Origin of the sequence: Kribbella sp. NPDC051587, from assembly GCF_044453945.1 — a bacterium.
Classification (GTDB): Bacteria; Actinomycetota; Actinomycetes; order Propionibacteriales; family Kribbellaceae; genus Kribbella.
Genome location: NZ_JBITDE010000004.1, coordinates 185323 through 201616 on the forward strand (window position 1 = coordinate 185323; position 16294 = coordinate 201616).

16 protein-coding genes are annotated in these 16294 nt (G+C 66.7%); 9 read left to right on the forward strand and 7 right to left on the reverse strand.

The annotated features are described in order from the left end of the window. Positions 1-48: 48 nt before the first annotated feature. The 6 genes from rfbB to ACIA49_RS16570 all read right to left on the reverse strand — a co-directional run bounded on the left by rfbB (position 49) and on the right by ACIA49_RS16570 (position 6524). Positions 49-1032: a dTDP-glucose 4,6-dehydratase gene (rfbB, locus tag ACIA49_RS16545; protein ID WP_396378012.1), complete on the reverse strand. Its 984-nt coding sequence runs from the start codon at positions 1030-1032 to the stop codon at positions 49-51. Beyond that, positions 1033-1914, reverse strand: coding sequence for a glucose-1-phosphate thymidylyltransferase RfbA (gene rfbA, locus ACIA49_RS16550; protein ID WP_396378013.1), 882 nt, complete (start codon positions 1912-1914; stop codon positions 1033-1035). A 281-nt stretch (positions 1915-2195) separates the two neighbouring features. Further along, complete coding sequence (locus tag ACIA49_RS16555) at positions 2196-3023, reverse strand: carbohydrate ABC transporter permease (RefSeq protein ID WP_396378014.1); 828 nt, start codon at positions 3021-3023, stop codon at positions 2196-2198. Then, a complete protein-coding gene (locus tag ACIA49_RS16560; protein WP_396378015.1) occupies positions 3020-3958 on the reverse strand; it encodes a carbohydrate ABC transporter permease in 939 nt (312 codons plus the stop codon). Before ACIA49_RS16560 ends, ACIA49_RS16555 begins: the two co-directional genes overlap by 4 nt. Before the next feature lie 14 nt (positions 3959-3972). Continuing rightward, positions 3973-5364 carry an extracellular solute-binding protein gene (locus ACIA49_RS16565; protein ID WP_396378016.1) on the reverse strand — a complete coding sequence of 464 codons (1392 nt, stop codon included), beginning with the start codon at positions 5362-5364 and terminating at the stop codon, positions 3973-3975. A gap of 182 nt (positions 5365-5546) precedes the next feature. Then, positions 5547-6524: a hypothetical protein gene (locus tag ACIA49_RS16570; protein ID WP_396378017.1), complete on the reverse strand. Its 978-nt coding sequence runs from the start codon at positions 6522-6524 to the stop codon at positions 5547-5549. A gap of 113 nt (positions 6525-6637) precedes the next feature. Between ACIA49_RS16570 and ACIA49_RS16575 the strand changes: the two genes are divergently transcribed. The 9 genes from ACIA49_RS16575 (at position 6638) to ACIA49_RS16615 (ending at position 15208) form a co-directional block, all read left to right on the forward strand. Next, the gene (locus ACIA49_RS16575; RefSeq protein WP_396378018.1) at positions 6638-7234 is read left to right on the forward strand and encodes a TetR/AcrR family transcriptional regulator; all 597 of its coding nucleotides are present in this window, start codon (positions 6638-6640) and stop codon (positions 7232-7234) included. A 178-nt stretch (positions 7235-7412) separates the two neighbouring features. After that, entirely contained in the window at positions 7413-8648 is a 1236-nt protein-coding gene (locus ACIA49_RS16580) for an MFS transporter (protein ID WP_396378019.1), read from the forward strand. After that, positions 8648-9823: a radical SAM protein gene (locus ACIA49_RS16585; RefSeq protein WP_396378020.1), complete on the forward strand. Its 1176-nt coding sequence runs from the start codon at positions 8648-8650 to the stop codon at positions 9821-9823. The genes ACIA49_RS16580 and ACIA49_RS16585 overlap by 1 nt, the downstream gene beginning before the upstream one ends. Before the next feature lie 3 nt (positions 9824-9826). Beyond that, positions 9827-10081: an acyl carrier protein gene (locus ACIA49_RS16590; RefSeq protein ID WP_396378021.1), complete on the forward strand. Its 255-nt coding sequence runs from the start codon at positions 9827-9829 to the stop codon at positions 10079-10081. Then, positions 10078-11265 carry a hypothetical protein gene (locus tag ACIA49_RS16595; RefSeq protein WP_396378023.1) on the forward strand — a complete coding sequence of 396 codons (1188 nt, stop codon included), beginning with the start codon at positions 10078-10080 and terminating at the stop codon, positions 11263-11265. Before ACIA49_RS16590 ends, ACIA49_RS16595 begins: the two co-directional genes overlap by 4 nt. After that, positions 11255-12211: a Gfo/Idh/MocA family protein gene (locus tag ACIA49_RS16600; RefSeq protein ID WP_396378024.1), complete on the forward strand. Its 957-nt coding sequence runs from the start codon at positions 11255-11257 to the stop codon at positions 12209-12211. The genes ACIA49_RS16595 and ACIA49_RS16600 overlap by 11 nt, the downstream gene beginning before the upstream one ends. After that, a complete protein-coding gene (locus ACIA49_RS16605; protein WP_396378025.1) occupies positions 12208-13065 on the forward strand; it encodes a phosphotransferase family protein in 858 nt (285 codons plus the stop codon). The genes ACIA49_RS16600 and ACIA49_RS16605 overlap by 4 nt, the downstream gene beginning before the upstream one ends. Next, positions 13062-14087 carry a hypothetical protein gene (locus ACIA49_RS16610; RefSeq protein ID WP_396378026.1) on the forward strand — a complete coding sequence of 342 codons (1026 nt, stop codon included), beginning with the start codon at positions 13062-13064 and terminating at the stop codon, positions 14085-14087. The genes ACIA49_RS16605 and ACIA49_RS16610 overlap by 4 nt, the downstream gene beginning before the upstream one ends. Beyond that, positions 14084-15208, forward strand: a complete 1125-nt coding sequence (locus tag ACIA49_RS16615) for a condensation domain-containing protein (RefSeq protein ID WP_396378027.1) — start codon at positions 14084-14086, stop codon at positions 15206-15208. The genes ACIA49_RS16610 and ACIA49_RS16615 overlap by 4 nt, the downstream gene beginning before the upstream one ends. Here the strand turns inward: ACIA49_RS16615 and ACIA49_RS16620 are convergent. Further along, positions 15197-16192 (reverse strand): hypothetical protein, encoded by a 996-nt coding sequence (locus ACIA49_RS16620; RefSeq protein ID WP_396378028.1) that lies wholly within the window; start codon positions 16190-16192, stop codon positions 15197-15199. The two genes, ACIA49_RS16615 and ACIA49_RS16620, sit on opposite strands and share 12 nt — an antisense overlap. Between the last annotated feature and the right edge of the window lie 102 nt (positions 16193-16294).

Below are 16294 nucleotides of genomic sequence, written 5' to 3' on the forward strand. Positions count from 1 at the left end.
CAGGCGGCTGGCCAACCCACAACGCGATGGGCTGATCCAAACGAGTGATCAGCTGTCGGCGTAACGCTCCTCGGTCGCGATCTTCGCGGCCTCCCACCAGGGGCGGTGCTCGCGGTACCAGGTGATGGTGTCGGCCAGGCCCGACTCGAAGTCGACGTACTGCGGGCTCCAGCCGAGCTCGGTGCGGAGCTTGGTGGAGTCGGTGGCGTAGCGAAGGTCGTGGCCGGGGCGGTCGGCGACCTGGTCGTAGGCGTCGGCGGGTTGGCCGAGCAGACGCAGGATCGACTCCGTCACCTGCTTGTTCGAGCGCTCTTGGCCGGAGCCGATCAGGTAGGTGTCGCCGAGGCGGCCGTTGTCCAGGATCAGTTGTACGGCGGCGTTGTGGTCGTCGACGTGGGTCCACTCGCGGACGTTGGCGCCGGTCCCGTAGACCTTCGGGCGCACGCCGGTCAGCACGCTGGTGATGTGCCGCGGGATGAGCTTCTCGACATGCTGATACGGGCCGTAGTTGTTGGCGCAGTTGGAGATCGTGGCGGCGATTCCGTACGACCGGGACCAGGCGCGCACCAGATGATCCGAGCTCGCCTTGCTGGCCGAGTACGGCGAGGAGGGGTCGTACCGCGTCTCTTCGGTGAACCGGGATTCCGTGTCGAGGGACAACGCGCCGAACACCTCGTCGGTGGAGATGTGGTGCAGGCGGACGTCGTACCGGCGTACTGCCTCGAGGAGGTTGAACGTGCCGACCACGTTCGTCCGGATGAACGGCGCCGGATCACCGAGCGAGTTGTCGACGTGTGACTCGGCCGCGAAGTGCACGACGGTGTCGGACTGCTTCACCAGCCGGTCGACCAGCTCGGCGTCCCCGATGTCGCCGTGGACGAACTCGATGTCATCGGCAACCGTCTCCAGGCTGCGCCGGTCGCCCGCATACGTGAGCGCGTCCAGCACAGTGACCCGATTCGTCCGTACGGCGTTCTGTACGAAGTTGGCGCCGATGAACCCGGCTCCCCCGGTGACCAGCAGGCGGTTCATCTACCGACGCACCATGCTCGGCCGGTTCAGCAACGCCAGCAGGTATTCGCCGTACCCGGAGTTGCGCAGTGGTTCGGCGAGCAGCCGGAGGTCGTCGTCACTGATGAACCCCTGCCGCCACGCGGCCTCCTCGACGCTGCCGACCTTGAGCCCGGTCCGGTTCTCCAGCACCCGCACGAAGTCGGACGCATCCGCGAGCGACTCGATGGTGCCGGTGTCCAGCCAGACCGAACCCCGGTCGAGCACCTGCACCTGCAGTTTGCCGCGGCGGAGGTACTCGAGGTTCACGTCGGTGATCTCGAGCTCGCCCCGCGCACTCGGCTCTAGCGACCGCGCGATCTCCACCACGTCGTTGTCGTAGAAGTACAACCCGACGACCGCGGAGTTCGACCGCGGCTCACTCGGCTTCTCCTCGATCCCGATCGCCCGGCGGTCCGCATCGAACTCCACGACGCCGTACCGGCGCGGATCCGCCACGGTGTAAGCGAATACCACCCCACCGTCAGGATCCGCGGCCGCCTTCAGTTCGTCCCCGAAGCCGTCGCCGTAGAACAGGTTGTCCCCCAGGATCAGCGCGACCGCGCCGTCCCCGATGAACTCCTCGCCGACCAGGAACGCCTCGGCGATCCCGTTCGGTCGCGCCTGCACCGCATAACTGAACGAACACCCGAACTGCGCCCCGTCCCCCAGCAACCGCTCGAAGCTCGCCCGGTCCTCCGGGGTCGTGATGATCAGGATCTCGCTGATCCCCGCACTCATCACCGTCGACAGCGGGTAGTAGATCATCGGCTTGTCGTAGATCGGCATCAGGTGCTTGGAGATCCCCCGAGCCATCGGATAAAGGCGAGTCCCCGACCCACCGGCCAGCACGATCCCCTTCATCAAGCCTCCTCCCCCGCGAGCCTAGGTCGACTGCTTGCCCTCCGCAATCACCCCGGCGAGTCGCCGAACGACAGGACGGAGACGCCGACTTGGTTCCGGAACCGCTTACCCACAGCGTTCCAGCACCGCACATCCCCCACCGGCAGGATCAAGCGGCGCCGTCCAACCACCTGTCCGGCACCAACCGCTTCCCGCGCTCACCCCCAGCTCGCACCCCGCCGAAGGCGGCAAAGAGGAGCCGCCGCGCAGCGGGGTCCGGTGCGCGGCGGCTGTTCAGGTGGTTAGCCCTTGATGGCTCCGCCGAGGGCGAAGGCACCGCCGAGCTTCTTGCTCAGCAAGAGGTACAGCAGCAGCACGGGCGTCGTGTAGATGAGCGAGTACGCCGCCAGTTGGCCGTAATTGGGCTCGCCGTACTGGCCGAAGAAGGTGAAGATGCTCACCGAGGCCGGCAGACGTTCCGGGGACAGCAGCAGCATGAACGGGACGAAGAAGTTTCCCCACATCCCGATGAACGTGAAGATCAGCACCACGGCGATGCCCGGCCACATCAGTGGCAGCACGATGCTCTTCAGTGCCCGCATGTTGGTCGCGCCGTCCACCCACGCCGCCTCTTCCAGCGAGATCGGTACGCCGTCCATGAACGTCTTGGTCAGCCAGATCGCGAACGGCAGCGAACTCGTCGCCATGAACATGATCGTCCCGCCCAGCGTGTCCACCAGGTTCAGCTGAACGAACAGCCCGTACACCGGCACCATCACCGCGGTGATCGGCAACCCCGTACAGAACAGCACCGTCAACAAGAACGGCCGGTTGAACCGCGACTTGAACCGCGACAGCGGGTACGCCGCCAGCACCGCGCACACCATAGTGAGCAACGCCGAACCGCCGCACAGGATCAGCCCGTTCAGGACCGGCCGGTACGTCGTGTCGGTGTTCAGCACCGCTTTGAAGTTCCCCAACGTCGGGTGGGTCGGGAACTCGACCCGCAGTCCCGCCGTCCGGTTGATCGAGGCGAACAGCACCCACAACAACGGCAGCACGAACAAGATGCCGATGGCAAGCAACACCAGGTTCGACGTCAGCTTGCTCAGCCGGTCCCGCGCAATCACGCTGCCTCCGCATTGAGTCCACGCAGGTAGATCAGCGAGAAGACCGCACCGATCGCCAGCATCACCAGGGCGATCGCGGTCCCGTAGCCGATCTGGGAGAAGCTGAACGCCTGCTCGTACATGTACAGCGGCAGTGTCTGGGACTTCGTCCCGGGACCGCCGCGGGTCATCGCGTAGATCAGGCCGAACACGCTCAGCGTCTGCAGCGTGATCAGCATCAGGTTGGTCATGATCGCGCGGCTGATCATCGGCAGCGTCACGAACACGAGCCGCCGCCAGCCGCCGGCGCCGTCCATCTCGGCCGACTCCTCGATCTCCTTCGGTACCTCACTCAGCGCGGCCGAGTACACCAGCATCGAGAACGCCGTACCGCGCCAGATGTTGGCCAGCGAGACCGCGATGATCGGTGCCGCGTACAACCAGTCCTGGCCGGGCAGCCCGACCGCGCGCAGCATCACGTTCAGCGTGCCGTCGTCGTTGAAGAACGCCGACAGCAGGTACGCCGCCACCACCTCGGGCAGCACCCACGCACCGATGACCGCCGTACCGACGAAGTTGCGGACGATCTTGGTCGACTTCCGCATCAGCAGCGACAGGCCGAGGCCCAGCGTGTTCTGCCCGATGATCGCGGAGAGCAGCGTGAAGATCAGCGTCAGCCAGATCGCGTTCGTGAACGCGCCGCTGCCGAAGGCCTTGCGGAAGTTGTCCAGCCCGACGAACGTCACGTTCGCCGCGCCGTTGCCGGTCAGAGCCATGTTCGTGAACGCGGCGTAGATGCAGTACCCGATCGGGCCGGCCAGGAAGACCAGCATGAGGCCGATGGCCGGGGTGAGCGGCAGCATCTTGAACAGGTTCGCGGTCCGCGGCTTCCCGTTCCGGCCGGTCTTCTGACCGGCCGGAGCGGGAGCGGGGGTCGCGGCGACAGTAGTCGTCACAGGGAGAGGTCCTTCTACTGGCCGGAGGTCGTCTTGTCCTTACCGACAATGCCTTCGACCGCTTCGTCGTAGTTCTTCGCGGCGTCGTCCACCGAGGACTGTCCGGTCATCACCGCCTCCATCGCGGTGATGATCTCGTTGGAGACCTTCGGGTACTCCGCGTAGGCCGGCCGGTAGACCGTGACCGAGACCAGGTCGGTGAAGAACTTCGTGGACTCCGAGGAGCTCTTGTACGACGCGTCCTCGGCGACGTCCTTGCGGACGGCGATCTGGGCACCGTCGGTCGCGTACTTGGCCGCGTTCTTCGGCGTCTGCAGCGTCTTGATCAGGTTCCAGGCGGCGTCCGGGTTCTTGGCCTTGGCCGGGATCGCCCAGGTCCAGCCACCGGAGAGGCTGACCTTGCCCTTGCCGCCGCCGTCCTGGGTCGGCATCGCGGTCTGGCCCATCACCTTGGTCCACTCGGGCCACGGCTTGGCGCCGGTCTTCTGCCAGTTGCCGTAGATCCAGGAGCCGTCGAGCGCGATGCCGAGCTTGCCCTCGGGCAGCAGTTCGGTACCGACCTTGGAGCCCATGTTCGGGTCGAGCGCCTGCTTCGGCGACGGGCCGATGCCTTCGCTGAAGACGGTCTTGACGAAGTTCAGCGAGTCCTTGAAGCCCTGGCTACCGACGACCCACTTCTGCTGGTCGTTGTTGTAGAGTGAGTCCTTGGTGCCGTACAGGAGCATCTCGAAGCCCTGCATGGCCGAGCCCTCACCCATCGGCTTGCCCGAGTACATGTTGAACGGGGTGACGCCGGGGACCTTCGCCTTGATGGTCCGGGCCGCACTCAGGACGTCGTCCCACGTCTTCGGCTGCCAGTCGGTCGGCAGACCGGCCTTCGCGAAGATCTCCTTGTTGTACCAAAGGGCCCGCGTATCCGTGCCGTCCGGAATGCCGTAGGTCTTGCCGTCCAATGCCTTGGCCGCGCCCTTGGCGGAGTCCTGGAACTGGCCCCACTGGTCCCACTTGCCGATGTACTCGTCGAGCGGCCGCAGGTAGCCCGCGGTGATGTCGGAGTTGATCAGGAAGGTGTCTTCGTAGACCACGTCCGGTGCGGTGTTCGGCGACCGCATCATCAGCTGCAGCTTGGTGTAGTAGTCGTTCTCACTCGCCACGATCGGCAGGATCTCGACCGTCGAGCCGGGGTTGGCCGCCTCGTACTCGGACTTCACGCCGGCCAGGAAGGTCTTCATGGTCGTGCCCGGGCCCCATTGCTGGTAGGCGATCTTGATGTTCGCCGGACCACTGCTCGCACCGCCGGACTCCGGCTGCTTGGTGGTCGACCCCTGACTACAGGCCGACACCGCCAGCAGCAGCGCGGACGCGGCCAGCGCGCCAACTGCCTTGAAACGCTTCTTTGTCACCATCAGGTCCACCTTCGGGCAATCGTTGTCATCCCGGTACCACGACCCAAACTGAGCGGGCTTTTGGCGAACTTAGGAGCCTGACGGCGCGGAAGTCAATGGTTGACAGACAACGTTGTCCCCGCCTGGCCGGGGTGACGCGGCAACCTTGTCATAACAATCCGGTCACCGCGCCGAAACCTGGTTCAGACAGTAACGGGCGTCGCTTCGTGACGGCCATGGACGAAGCGTTGCGACCGCATCGCACCCAGGCCACAGAGGAACAGTCCGAGCGCGAACCAAGCGCTCAGTACGACGAACGCCGAGCCCGACCCGGCCCCGTCGAAGAAGCTCACGGAGCGCAACGCCGTACCGGCTGCTCCCGGTGGCAACAGTTGCCCGAACGCACCCCAACCGCTGGGCAGCATCTCCGGCGCACTGGTCAGGCCCGACAGCGGATTGCCGAGCAGCATCATGACCGCGGCCCCGGCGCCGAGCCCGGCCATCCCGAACAACCACTCGAGCCCGAGCAGCGTCAGACTCGTCGCCGCGATCGACAAAGCGATCACGCCGGAGTTCGCGAAGTAGTTACCCTCGAACGACCCGAGCCAGAACTGCAGTACGGCGCCCAGCGCGAGACCGCCCGCGACCGCGAAGCCGACCGCTCCAACCATCCGCTTCGCACCGGACCCGACGAATCGGGTCAGCATCACCGCGGCCAGGATGCCGCCGATCACCAGCGGCAACGCGCCGGCGGCCAACCCGGTCCCGCGCGGATCCTCCGACGGCAGCGGGACGACATCGGTCACCTTGGCGGGATGTTCCGGCGACAACTTGGACGCCAACTGCACCAGGATCTGCGCGACCGCCGGACCACCAGCAGAGGCAGTCAGCACCTCAGGCTGCGCCGGGTCGAGCACGATCGCGCCGTACACGTCGCGGTTCTCGATCAGCTGTACGGCGGATGCCCGGTCCGTGACCGTGGTGATCTCGAACCCGCCGGGCATCGCCTTCTCCAGCCCGGCCCCGACCTGACTCACGGCCTGCTCCGGGCCGGCCACGGCGACCGGGAGATCGCGCGGCGCGGACCGGGCCGCGGGCCACGCGAACGCGATCAGCAGCACCGTGAGCGCCGCGGTGAGCAGGGTGACGACAACGACCACGGGTGGCCGGCGACCAGTCATGGCGGGGACCTTTCGAGACGATTAAAACCGAATGACCGTTCTTTATTAGCTCCGAGCCTGGCGTACGCCGGGGCGGCTTGTCAAGAACGGACATTCGTTTTAGGTTCAGCCCCATGCCGAAGGTGAGCGAGGAACACCGCATGGCCCGCCGCGCCCAGATCGTGGCGGCGGCCCGGACCTGCGTGGCCGAACAGGGCTTCCACAAGACGACGATGGCCGACGTGATCGCCGCCTCCGACCTGTCCGCGGGCGCGGTCTACGGCTACTTCAAGAGCAAGGAAGACATCGTCGCCGCGATCGCCGAGGAGGCCCTCAGCTCGGTTGACGAACTGTTCGGCAGCGTCCTGCTCACCGGCGAACCGGTGAGCCCGCTGCTCGTGCTCGAGCGCATCCTCAAACACATTGTCTCGATGGCCGAACGGCCCGACGGGGACATCACCAAGATCGCCCTGCAGGCCTGGGCCGAGTCCCTGCGCAACCCGGCCGTGAAGGCGATTGCCGAGGACAAGTACCGGATGCTCCGCGGCCGGTTCACCGAGGTCGCCCGCCGCGCCCAGGCCGACGGCACCATCCCTGCCGACGCGGACCCCGAGCAGGTCGCCCAAGTCCTGTTCGGCTTCATCCCCGGCTTCATCCTGCAGCGGCTGCTGATCGGCGACGTCACCCCGCAGAGCTACACCGCTGGCCTCCGCGCCATCCTCCGTGACTAAGTCATCAGATGTCCGCAAAACTGAGAGTCCGTACCACTTGTCACTCCCCGCGATGAATTCATCACGGAGGTCTTGAGTCGCGCGACCTACCCGGTTAAGTTGTCCGAGCACTTCATTCAGGACTTGAAGAAAGGCGAGCTCGGCCGGGATCAGCCAACGACCGCTGGGGAGTCGACGGGTGCGCGGACGAACGATCACACAGGCACGGCCGGTCTCGGATCTGTCGTGGTACTGGTCGAGTCAGACGGCGAGTTTCGTCGGCGACCGGCTGACCGGTTTCGCCGTTCCGAGCATCGCGATCCTGACGCTGAACGCGTCCAGCGCCGAGGTCGGCGTCCTGTCCGCCCTGGGCTGGTTCGCCTACCCCGCGTTCGGGCTGGTCGCCGGTGCGGCCCTCCCCCACATCCCGCGCCGCCGCGTCATGATCACCGGCGAGGTCATCCGGTACGTCGCCTTTGCCACCATCCCGTTGGCCGCGGTGCTCGGCGGTGCCGGGATGGGCCAACTCTTCGTCGTGGTCGCGGTCGCCGGAGTGGCGATGGTGTTCGTCGATGTCGCCGGTCAGTCCTACCTACCGGCCCTCGTCGAACCCCAGAACCTGGTTGGCGCCAACGCGAAGCTGCAGAGCTCGGACAGCGCCTCCAAGCTCGTCGGCCCTGCCCTCGCTGGTCTGCTCCTACGAACCACCGGCTCCACCGTCGGCCTGTTCCTGAGCGCACTGCCCTTCCTGGCCTCGGCCTACGGCCGGACGCGGATCACCACGATCGAGCCGCCCGTCGAAGCGACTCAAGAACCCATCCTGCAACGGATCCGGACCGGTCTGACGTTCGTCCAGCAGCACCCGGTGCTCAGACGACAGGTAGCCGCAGCCGCGATGCGAAGCTTCGGCTCGGGCATGGTCGACGCCGTACTGCTCCTCTTCGCCTACCGCGTCCTCGGCCTCTCCAGCCTCGCAGGCGGTCTCCTGATCGCTGCAGGCTCAGTCGGCGGCCTACTGGGCGCATTCGGAGCCAACAGGCTGGCAAAAGCCCTCGGCACGCGCCGAGTGCTGCTGCTGACGAGCGTGGAAGCCCTGTGCTGGCTAGCGATTCCACTCTGCCTCGTGACGGCGCCCGCGATCACACTGGTGCTCATCAGAGTGCTCGCCGGCGGCTGGCTACCGGTGTGGAACGTCGTGACCACCAGTGTCCGTCAGCAGCTCACTCCGGCCGCGCTGCAGAGCACAGTGCACGCGACCGCCCGCACGCTCACCTCATCCACAGTTCCGCTCGGAGCGCTCACTGGCGGCTTCGCCGGCGGCGTACTGAGCACTCACCTCGGGGCCGCGACCGGCTTCGTCCTGGTACTCGCGACGGGAGGTGTGATCGCCGGAAGCAGTGCCCTGCTCGTAGCAAACACCCAACGGGAGGTCTGATGCGCCCCACCACGACCCGCACCCTGAACACCAAAGAGTTCGCCGACATCCTGCACACCGTCTCGATCCGGTCCAAAGCTCGCAAGAACCTGCTCCTCGACCCGGAGTACGCCGCTCCGCTTCCGCAGGAGGTCAGTCTGCAACTGACCTACCGCTGCAACCTGCGCTGCACCCACTGCTACCAGTGGAACGAGCAGGGCTTCTTCCGCGACTTCAGCTCCGAGCGCCAGCGCACCGAGCTGGACCTGTCCGTGATCGAGGACGTGCTGAAGACGACCGCCGAGGTCCGCTCCAAGCTGTTCCTCTGGGGCGGCGAACCGTTGATGCACACGAAGTTCGACGAGGTCGCGAAGCTGCTGGAGAAGTACCCGCGGACCGTCAACATGTGCACCAACGGCCTGCTGTTCAAGCGCAAGGTCGACGACCTGCTCCGGATCGGCGAGAACCTCAACCTGCTGGTCAGTCTGGACGGCCTGGGCGAGGACCACGAGGCACTGCGTGGCCGCGGCACGTTCAAGCGGACCATGGAGAACATCCAGATGATGCTGGACCTCAAGCGCGAGGGGAAGTGGGACGGCGAGCTTTCGCTGTCCTGCATGGTCTCCCACGTCACCGTGCACAAGATGTACGAGTTCATGGAGTGGGCCGAGGAGCTCGGCGTCAACACGGTGTACTTCCAGTTCCCGTGGTACATCAGCCCGTCGGTCGCCGAAGCGATGGACAGGCTGTACGAGCAGTCGTTCGCGTGGCTGGAGCCGAACACCGACACCAAGAAGCCCACCTGGCACTCGTACACCTACCAACTGCCCGAAGAAGAGCTGCCCGCCCTGCGTGAGTCGATGGCCCGGCTGGCCTCCCGCGCCTGGAACGTCCGGCTGCGCTACCAGCCGCAACTGGAGGACGACGAGGTCACCGACTTCATCCTCGGTACGTCGCGCCCGGCCCAGCACCGCAGCAAGTGCCTCGCGGTCTCGAACCGGATGGAGGTGCACGCGGACGGCGCGGTCAGCTCCTGCAAGTTCTTCCCGGAGTTCGTGGTCGGCAACCTCTACGAGCAGTCGGTCAACGACCTGTGGCAGAGCCAGTCGTTCCGTGAGGTCCGCCGGATCATGTCCGAGAACGGAATGATGCCGGTCTGCTCGAAGTGCATCCTTCTCTACCTGAACGGAGTGTGACCGATGGAGATCGAGAACAGGGTCAAGGCCGTGCTCGCGAAGGTACTGGACAACGGCACTACGGCCGAGGAGATCGGCCCGGGCGCGGACCTGGTCGAGGAGTACGGGCTGGACTCGTTGCAGACGATCACGTTCCTGCTGGCGATCGAGGACGAGTTCGACCTGGAGCTGGACTATCCCAACCTGCAGCTCGACGACCTGCGATCGGTGCGGCAGTTCAGCACCTTCGTGGCGCGACTGGCCGCTCCCGTGCAATGACCGTCCGTTTCGGCACGTTCGACGCAGAGACCTGGTGGCGGCCGGACGACCTGGCCCAGCTGCCATCGGTTGGTGGCCAGGACCCGGCGGTCGACGCCATGGACGAGCTGCTACTGGGTTTCTGCGCACCGAACGACCTGCTCATCACCAGGTATCCGATCCACCCGGATCTCCTGGCCGGTCACGCGATTCGCCACCTGTCGGTCGACGAACCAGGGCCCGGCCCGGTCGAGCGGTACCTCGGACCTGACCTGGTTCGCGACGAACCAGTCGCGCCGTACGCCGTTCTGCCGGACACCGCACGCTTGGTCGGCGCCAGCCTGCCGTCGAGCGAGGTCGTTGCCTTGGTCAACTCCAAGACCTGGTCCAACGAGCTGGTGATCGAACTCGGTCTCCCCGGCGCAGGCCGAGTCGTCCGCTCACCGGAGGAGCTCGTCGAGGCCGTCACCGCGCTCGAGTTCCGAGCACTGGTCAAGGACCCGTACGGCGTCTCCGGGCGCGCGTTGCTGGAGATCTCCACCCCCGGCGTGCTGCGGGCGGTGGAGCGGGTCCTACGCAAGCAGGACCGCCGGGTCGAGTTGCTGGTCCAGGAGAAGTTGCCGAAGCTGCACGACTTCTCCGGGCACCTGTTTCTCGACCAAGACGGTACGGCGGAGTTCCTCGGCCTGCAGCAGATGACCAACAAGGGCTTCCGCCACCTCGGCTCGCACCGGCCGCCGCCCGCCTTGGTCGACGAGGGCTGGTACGCCGATTCGCTGGCCGGCGTGACCGATGCGCTCACCAAGGCCGGGTACTGGGGACCGGTCGGGGTCGACGCGATGCTGCTCCGGGATGGAACCGTCGTACCGGTGCTGGAAATCAATGCCCGGCAGTCGCTCGGGCTGCTCACCCTGCACCTGGATCAGCGAACGGAGCTGACCGCGCATCTGTGGCAGCTCGAGCTGAATGTTGCTCCAGGCAAGGGAATTGCCGACGTACTGACCGCGTTCGACGGTCTGCTCACGACCGGCGACCGGCCCGGCGTCCAGGTGCTGAACGGCAGCACCCTCGCCGCGCCCGGTGGCCGCGTGTACCTGGCGATCTACTGTCGTTCGGACGACCTGGCCCAGTGGCAACGCCGCTCGGTGGCCGCGGTCGGTTCGGCCGGCCTGACACCACGAGGGATGACGACCGATGCCGCTTGAGATAGGGCTGATCGGAGCCACCGGGATCGCTGCCCGCACCATGCTGGCACCGGCTTCCACGGCGAACGCCCATGTCCGGGCAGTCGCCGCCAGTGACGCCGTACGGGCCAAGGAGTTCGCCAACCAGTACGGGATCGAGGTCGTGCACGAGAACTACGCGGCCCTGCTCGCCGACCCACAGGTCGAGGCCGTCTACATCTCGCTGCACAACTCGGCCCACCACCGCTGGGCGGTCCGCGCCGCGGTCGCCGGTAAACACGTGATCGTCGAGAAACCCTTGTGCCTCACGGCCGAAGAGGTCGCCGAACTGGAGTTCGCTGCCGACGGCAACGTCCAGGTGACCGAGGCCGTCGCGACCGCGAACCACGAGTGGCAGCAGGTGGTTCGCTCCTTCATCGAGGACGGCCGGTACGGCGCACTGCGTACCGTCCACACGCAGCTGACCTTCGCCGAGCCCAAGCCCGGCGGCTATCGGGACCGACCGGAGCTGGGCGGCGGGATCTTCTACGACTGCGCGAGCTACTGGCTGCAGGCTCTCCAAGCCACCATCGGTCTGGACATCACCGACTACGCGGGAGCGTCTTCCTTCGACGGGCCGAACGGCGTCGACCGGAGCTTCCAAGCCACCCTCGGCTATGGGGAAACCACGGCCGCCCTCGAGTGCGGAATCGGCCCCAACCACGCCAGCGAACACCTCTTCACCTTCGACCGGGCAACGGTCAAACTCCGCAACTTCCTCCGACCGGTCATCGCTGCGCTCCCGCTCAACCTGGTGATCACCCCCACCGACGGCGACCGCAAGGTGATCACGTTCGCCCCGGTCGCGTACTACGAGCGCCAACTGACCCGCGTGGTCGAGGGCCACTCCGATCTGGCCGACGCGATCCCGCGCATCGAGCTGATGGACGCCATCTACACCGACGCCCGCCGGAAGGTCACCCCATGAACTTCCAAACAATGCTGGCGGACGCGGGCCGCGATCCGAACGACCTCACCGGGGTGACGGAGCTTGCCGACGGCACCTACAACACCGTCCATCGACTGGCCTTGGCCAGCGGTGATCTCGTCCTGAAGGTCGCACCCACTGGCCCTGGTCTCACCTATGAACGAGATCTGATCCAGACCGAGGCCGCGTTCTACCAAGCAGCGTTGGGGAAAGCCCCGGTCCCGGAGGTCGTGCACTCGGGTCCTGACTTCCTGCTGATGACCGCGCTCCCCGGCGTGACCCTGCTGACGACCGACAGAGCGCCGTACCGGCGAGAGCTCGGCAGCATCGTCTCCAGTCTGCACGAGGTGACCGGTACCGACGGCTTCGGCTACCCCCAGCGCGGGCTGCACGGCTCCTGGAGCGCCGCGTTCCAAGGGATGTTCGACGACCTCCTCGCCGACGCCGAGCGCTACGACGTCACCCTGCCGACGAAGGTCACCCGGGAGCTGGTCAGCACCCGCAAAGCGCTCCTCGACTCGGTCCGGGTCCCCCGCCTGATCCACTTCGACCTGTGGGACGGCAACATCCTGGTCGAGGACGGCCGGGTGACCGGCCTGATCGACGGCGAGCGCGCGTTCTGGGGCGACCCCGTCGCGGAGTTCGTCTCGCTCACGCTCTTCGGCGACGTCGACCACGACCTCATCGCCGGGTACGGCGCCGATGTCGACCGCGAGCGGCTTGCGTTGTACCGCGTCTACCTCTACCTGATCATGCTCATCGAGGGCACACCACGCGGCTACACCGGCCCCGAGCGGGCCGGGCTGGTCAAACTCGTCAAGCGCCACCTGGCCAAAGAACTGGCGGCACTGTGATCGAGATCCTCACGTCCGGCGTCGCATTAGGCGTCCACGTCCCCGGTCTGCTGCTGGCCGACCGCATCCGCGAACAGGGCGGCCAGGTGCACGTCTCGGTCCTGGAACGCCTCATGCCTGCCAAGACCCTCGAGACCACCGCTCAGTCCAAGCTGGCCTTTCACCGCGACTTCCGGGTAGCCATGGCCGGCCAGAAGCTCGCCGGCAACGCCTCCCGCGCCGCAGACCCCGCAGCGGTCGCCAAGCTCTTCGCAGACTGGCAGAGCCGCGGCGTCACTCGCTTCGTCGTCTTCTCCGGCTTCTGGCTCACCCTGTTGGCGGACTACGTCGAACAGCACGGACCGGTCGACGTAGACATCTGCCACGTGGACTCCGTCGTCTCACCGTCCTTCCAGAAGGTCGGTACGGCGCCGTACCCGGTCCGGCACGTCAAACTCGCAGACGCCGACGCGGGCACGATCCCCTGCAGCATCCCGGTCAGCCGCGACGCACCGGTCCCCTGGACCGACCGCGACCGCCGGCTGCTCGTCCACGGCGGTGGCTGGGGCATGGGCACCTACCGCGAGTACGCCGCCGAGCTGGGTACCGTCGGCTTCGCTTTGGACGTGGTCGCGTACGAGAAGCAAGACCTCACGTCGGACGGCGTCCGCTACTTCATGATCGATCCGGACTGGCACCCCTGGCTCGACGACGGCTACCCGCCGTTCGGACTGGCCGGTGAGGCCTACGAGCAGCGGACCGGTCACCATGGCTCGTTCGACCTCTGCCGTCAGGCCCTTGCCACCGTGAGCAAACCAGGCGGCGGCACTCTCCTGGACTCACTGTGGTCGGCGACGCCACTAGTCCTCCTGGAACCGTTCGGCGCGCATGAGCAACGCAACGCCGACCTGTGGATCTCACTCGGCTATGGCATCGCCTTCGAGGACTGGGCTCGGAAGGACTTCGCAGTCGACGTGCTGCAAGACCTCCACGAGGCCCTGCTCACAGCGGAGGTGCCTGACTACTCGGAGGCGCTCCTGTGACCCTCCCGACCTCGCTCTGGCAGACCTTCGCCCTCCACCTCGACTCACAGCGCCCTGGGTTCGCCCGCGGTCCGTGGTTCACCATGAACGCCGTACTCGAGCTGGACGGTCCGTTGGACCACAGCCGACTCGCAAGAGCCTTCGACGAGCTACAGCGACGGCACTCCGGGTTGCGGACCGAGATCGTCGATCAGTCCCAGCTGATCCACGCCAATCCAACAGCCGAGCTGGAGCTGGTGGATGCGGTCGAAACGCACGCCGAGGTACCGCTAGCCGCACCGGTCCGACTCCGTCTGGCCGGCAACCGCCTCGCACTCCACCTGCACCACATGATCGCCGACCCGGTGACGCTCTGGACCACCTTGGACGAGCTGTCCACGCTTTACACCACTACCGACGTACCGGCTCCCCAAGCGCAGTACTCCGACTACACGCTCAACGAAGCCGCACTGGTCGAGCGGCAGCGCGGTCCGGCCGGTGACTGGTGGCAGTCCCGCATCATCGACGCCAAGCCCTGTCCCCAACCGCCAGACCAGCCGGCCAAGCAGTTCGCGTACCGCCAACAGCTCCTCAGCCCTTCAGAGGTAGCCGCTGTAGACCAACGGACGAAGCAACAACGCAGTACGCCGCTCATCACGCTCCTGACCGCGCTGGCCGCCGGCATGGCGCCGTACGTCGGATCCGGCGACACCCTCACCTTCAACACGCTGTTCAGCAAGCGCGACCGCCCCCAGTGGCAGCGCGTCCTCGGCCCCTGCATAGTGCCGTCTGCGCTCGCCATCCCACGTGAGGCCGACATCCCGCCAGTCCGCGACGCTGTGGTCGGCTGCAGCCGCTACGCCCGCTTCCCCGTCCTCGAGGCCCAGGTGCCAGCCAGGTCGCCGTTCTTCGAGTACGTCCCACAGCAGTGGCCGGCCGGTTACCAGTTCGGCGCAGTCCATGGCGCGGTCACTGCTGTCGCCGGCCCGAAGGACACCGGCCTCGCCGACATCCTCGGCATCCGTCTCCGCCCCACCACCGACGACGCCCTCACCGGCCACTTCAGCGGCGACGGCATCGACTGGACTGAGCCCCTGGTCTCACAACTCTGCGCCGTGATGCGCAGTCACCTACTGACCTAGATTCAGCTCGGCCAGAGCGCCGTACACTGCCTTCGGCCGGCGCTCGCCGAGGTCGTCGACGGCCACCAGCCCGTACGACGACAGATCCAGATCGTGGGCGGGATCATCGGGCCGGTGCGGCAGCTCGTAGCCCGCGAAGCTGAACCAGAACGCCAGGTCGAGCTGATCGAACTCCTCGACAAGCTCCTGCAGGTAGGTCACCTGCTCCTGCTCGTCCCGCTCGTACTGGCCATTGAGCGCCGGCGGATCGACCGAGCGATCGACGATCATCCAGCCCGCGCTGCCGCGCGCGGCCGCGCCCCGATAGGCGCAGCAGCCGAACTCGGTGGCGACGACCGGCTTGCCCCAATTGGCCCGATCACGCAGTTCGTCGGCGAAGGTCGCGGCGTTCTGGGCATCGCGATAGGCGTCGAGGGCGACGATGTCGTAGAGCGACCAGTCGACGTCCTCCCACATCCCGGCCGCGTAGGTGATCCGGCCACTGAACGCGTCCCGTGCCGCGGCGACCACTCGTTGCTGCACCTCAGGCCAGAGCTGCATCCCCGCGTACAGCTGGGCCAGCTTGGCCTGGTCGGCGAAGGTCGCCGGATCCATCATCGTCGCGATCCGCTCGCCGGAGGTCTCGCCCGGCACGAAGCCCTTGCAGAAGACCGACAGCTCACACCCCAGCACCAGTACGACGTCGCCACGCGCCCGCAGCGTCTCCGCCGCTGCCGCGCACTCGGCCAGGAACTCGGTGAACTGGTCGGGTTCGAGATCCATCGGGACCGGCGAGAACCACAGCTCGAGGCCGGCCTCGAGCGCCGCCTCCCCGGCCAGCACGAGCCGGTCCAGGTCGTTTCCCGAGACCCGCACCGCCGGTGCGTGCAGCTCGTCCGCGATCAGCCGGAGCTCCTCGCGAACGGTCTCCGTGGCGAATCGGCGTCGGGTGCTGCGCCCGTCGTACAGCAGGCCGGTGTCGTAGTTGACGCCCACTCCTCGCATCCCGGCACTGTAGCTCCGGCGCGGTCCAGGCCGCCGGGGGTGGAGTTTGCACCACCATCGACCGCGGCCCAGCACCCTGGGACGGGCGACTCCGGATCCGTA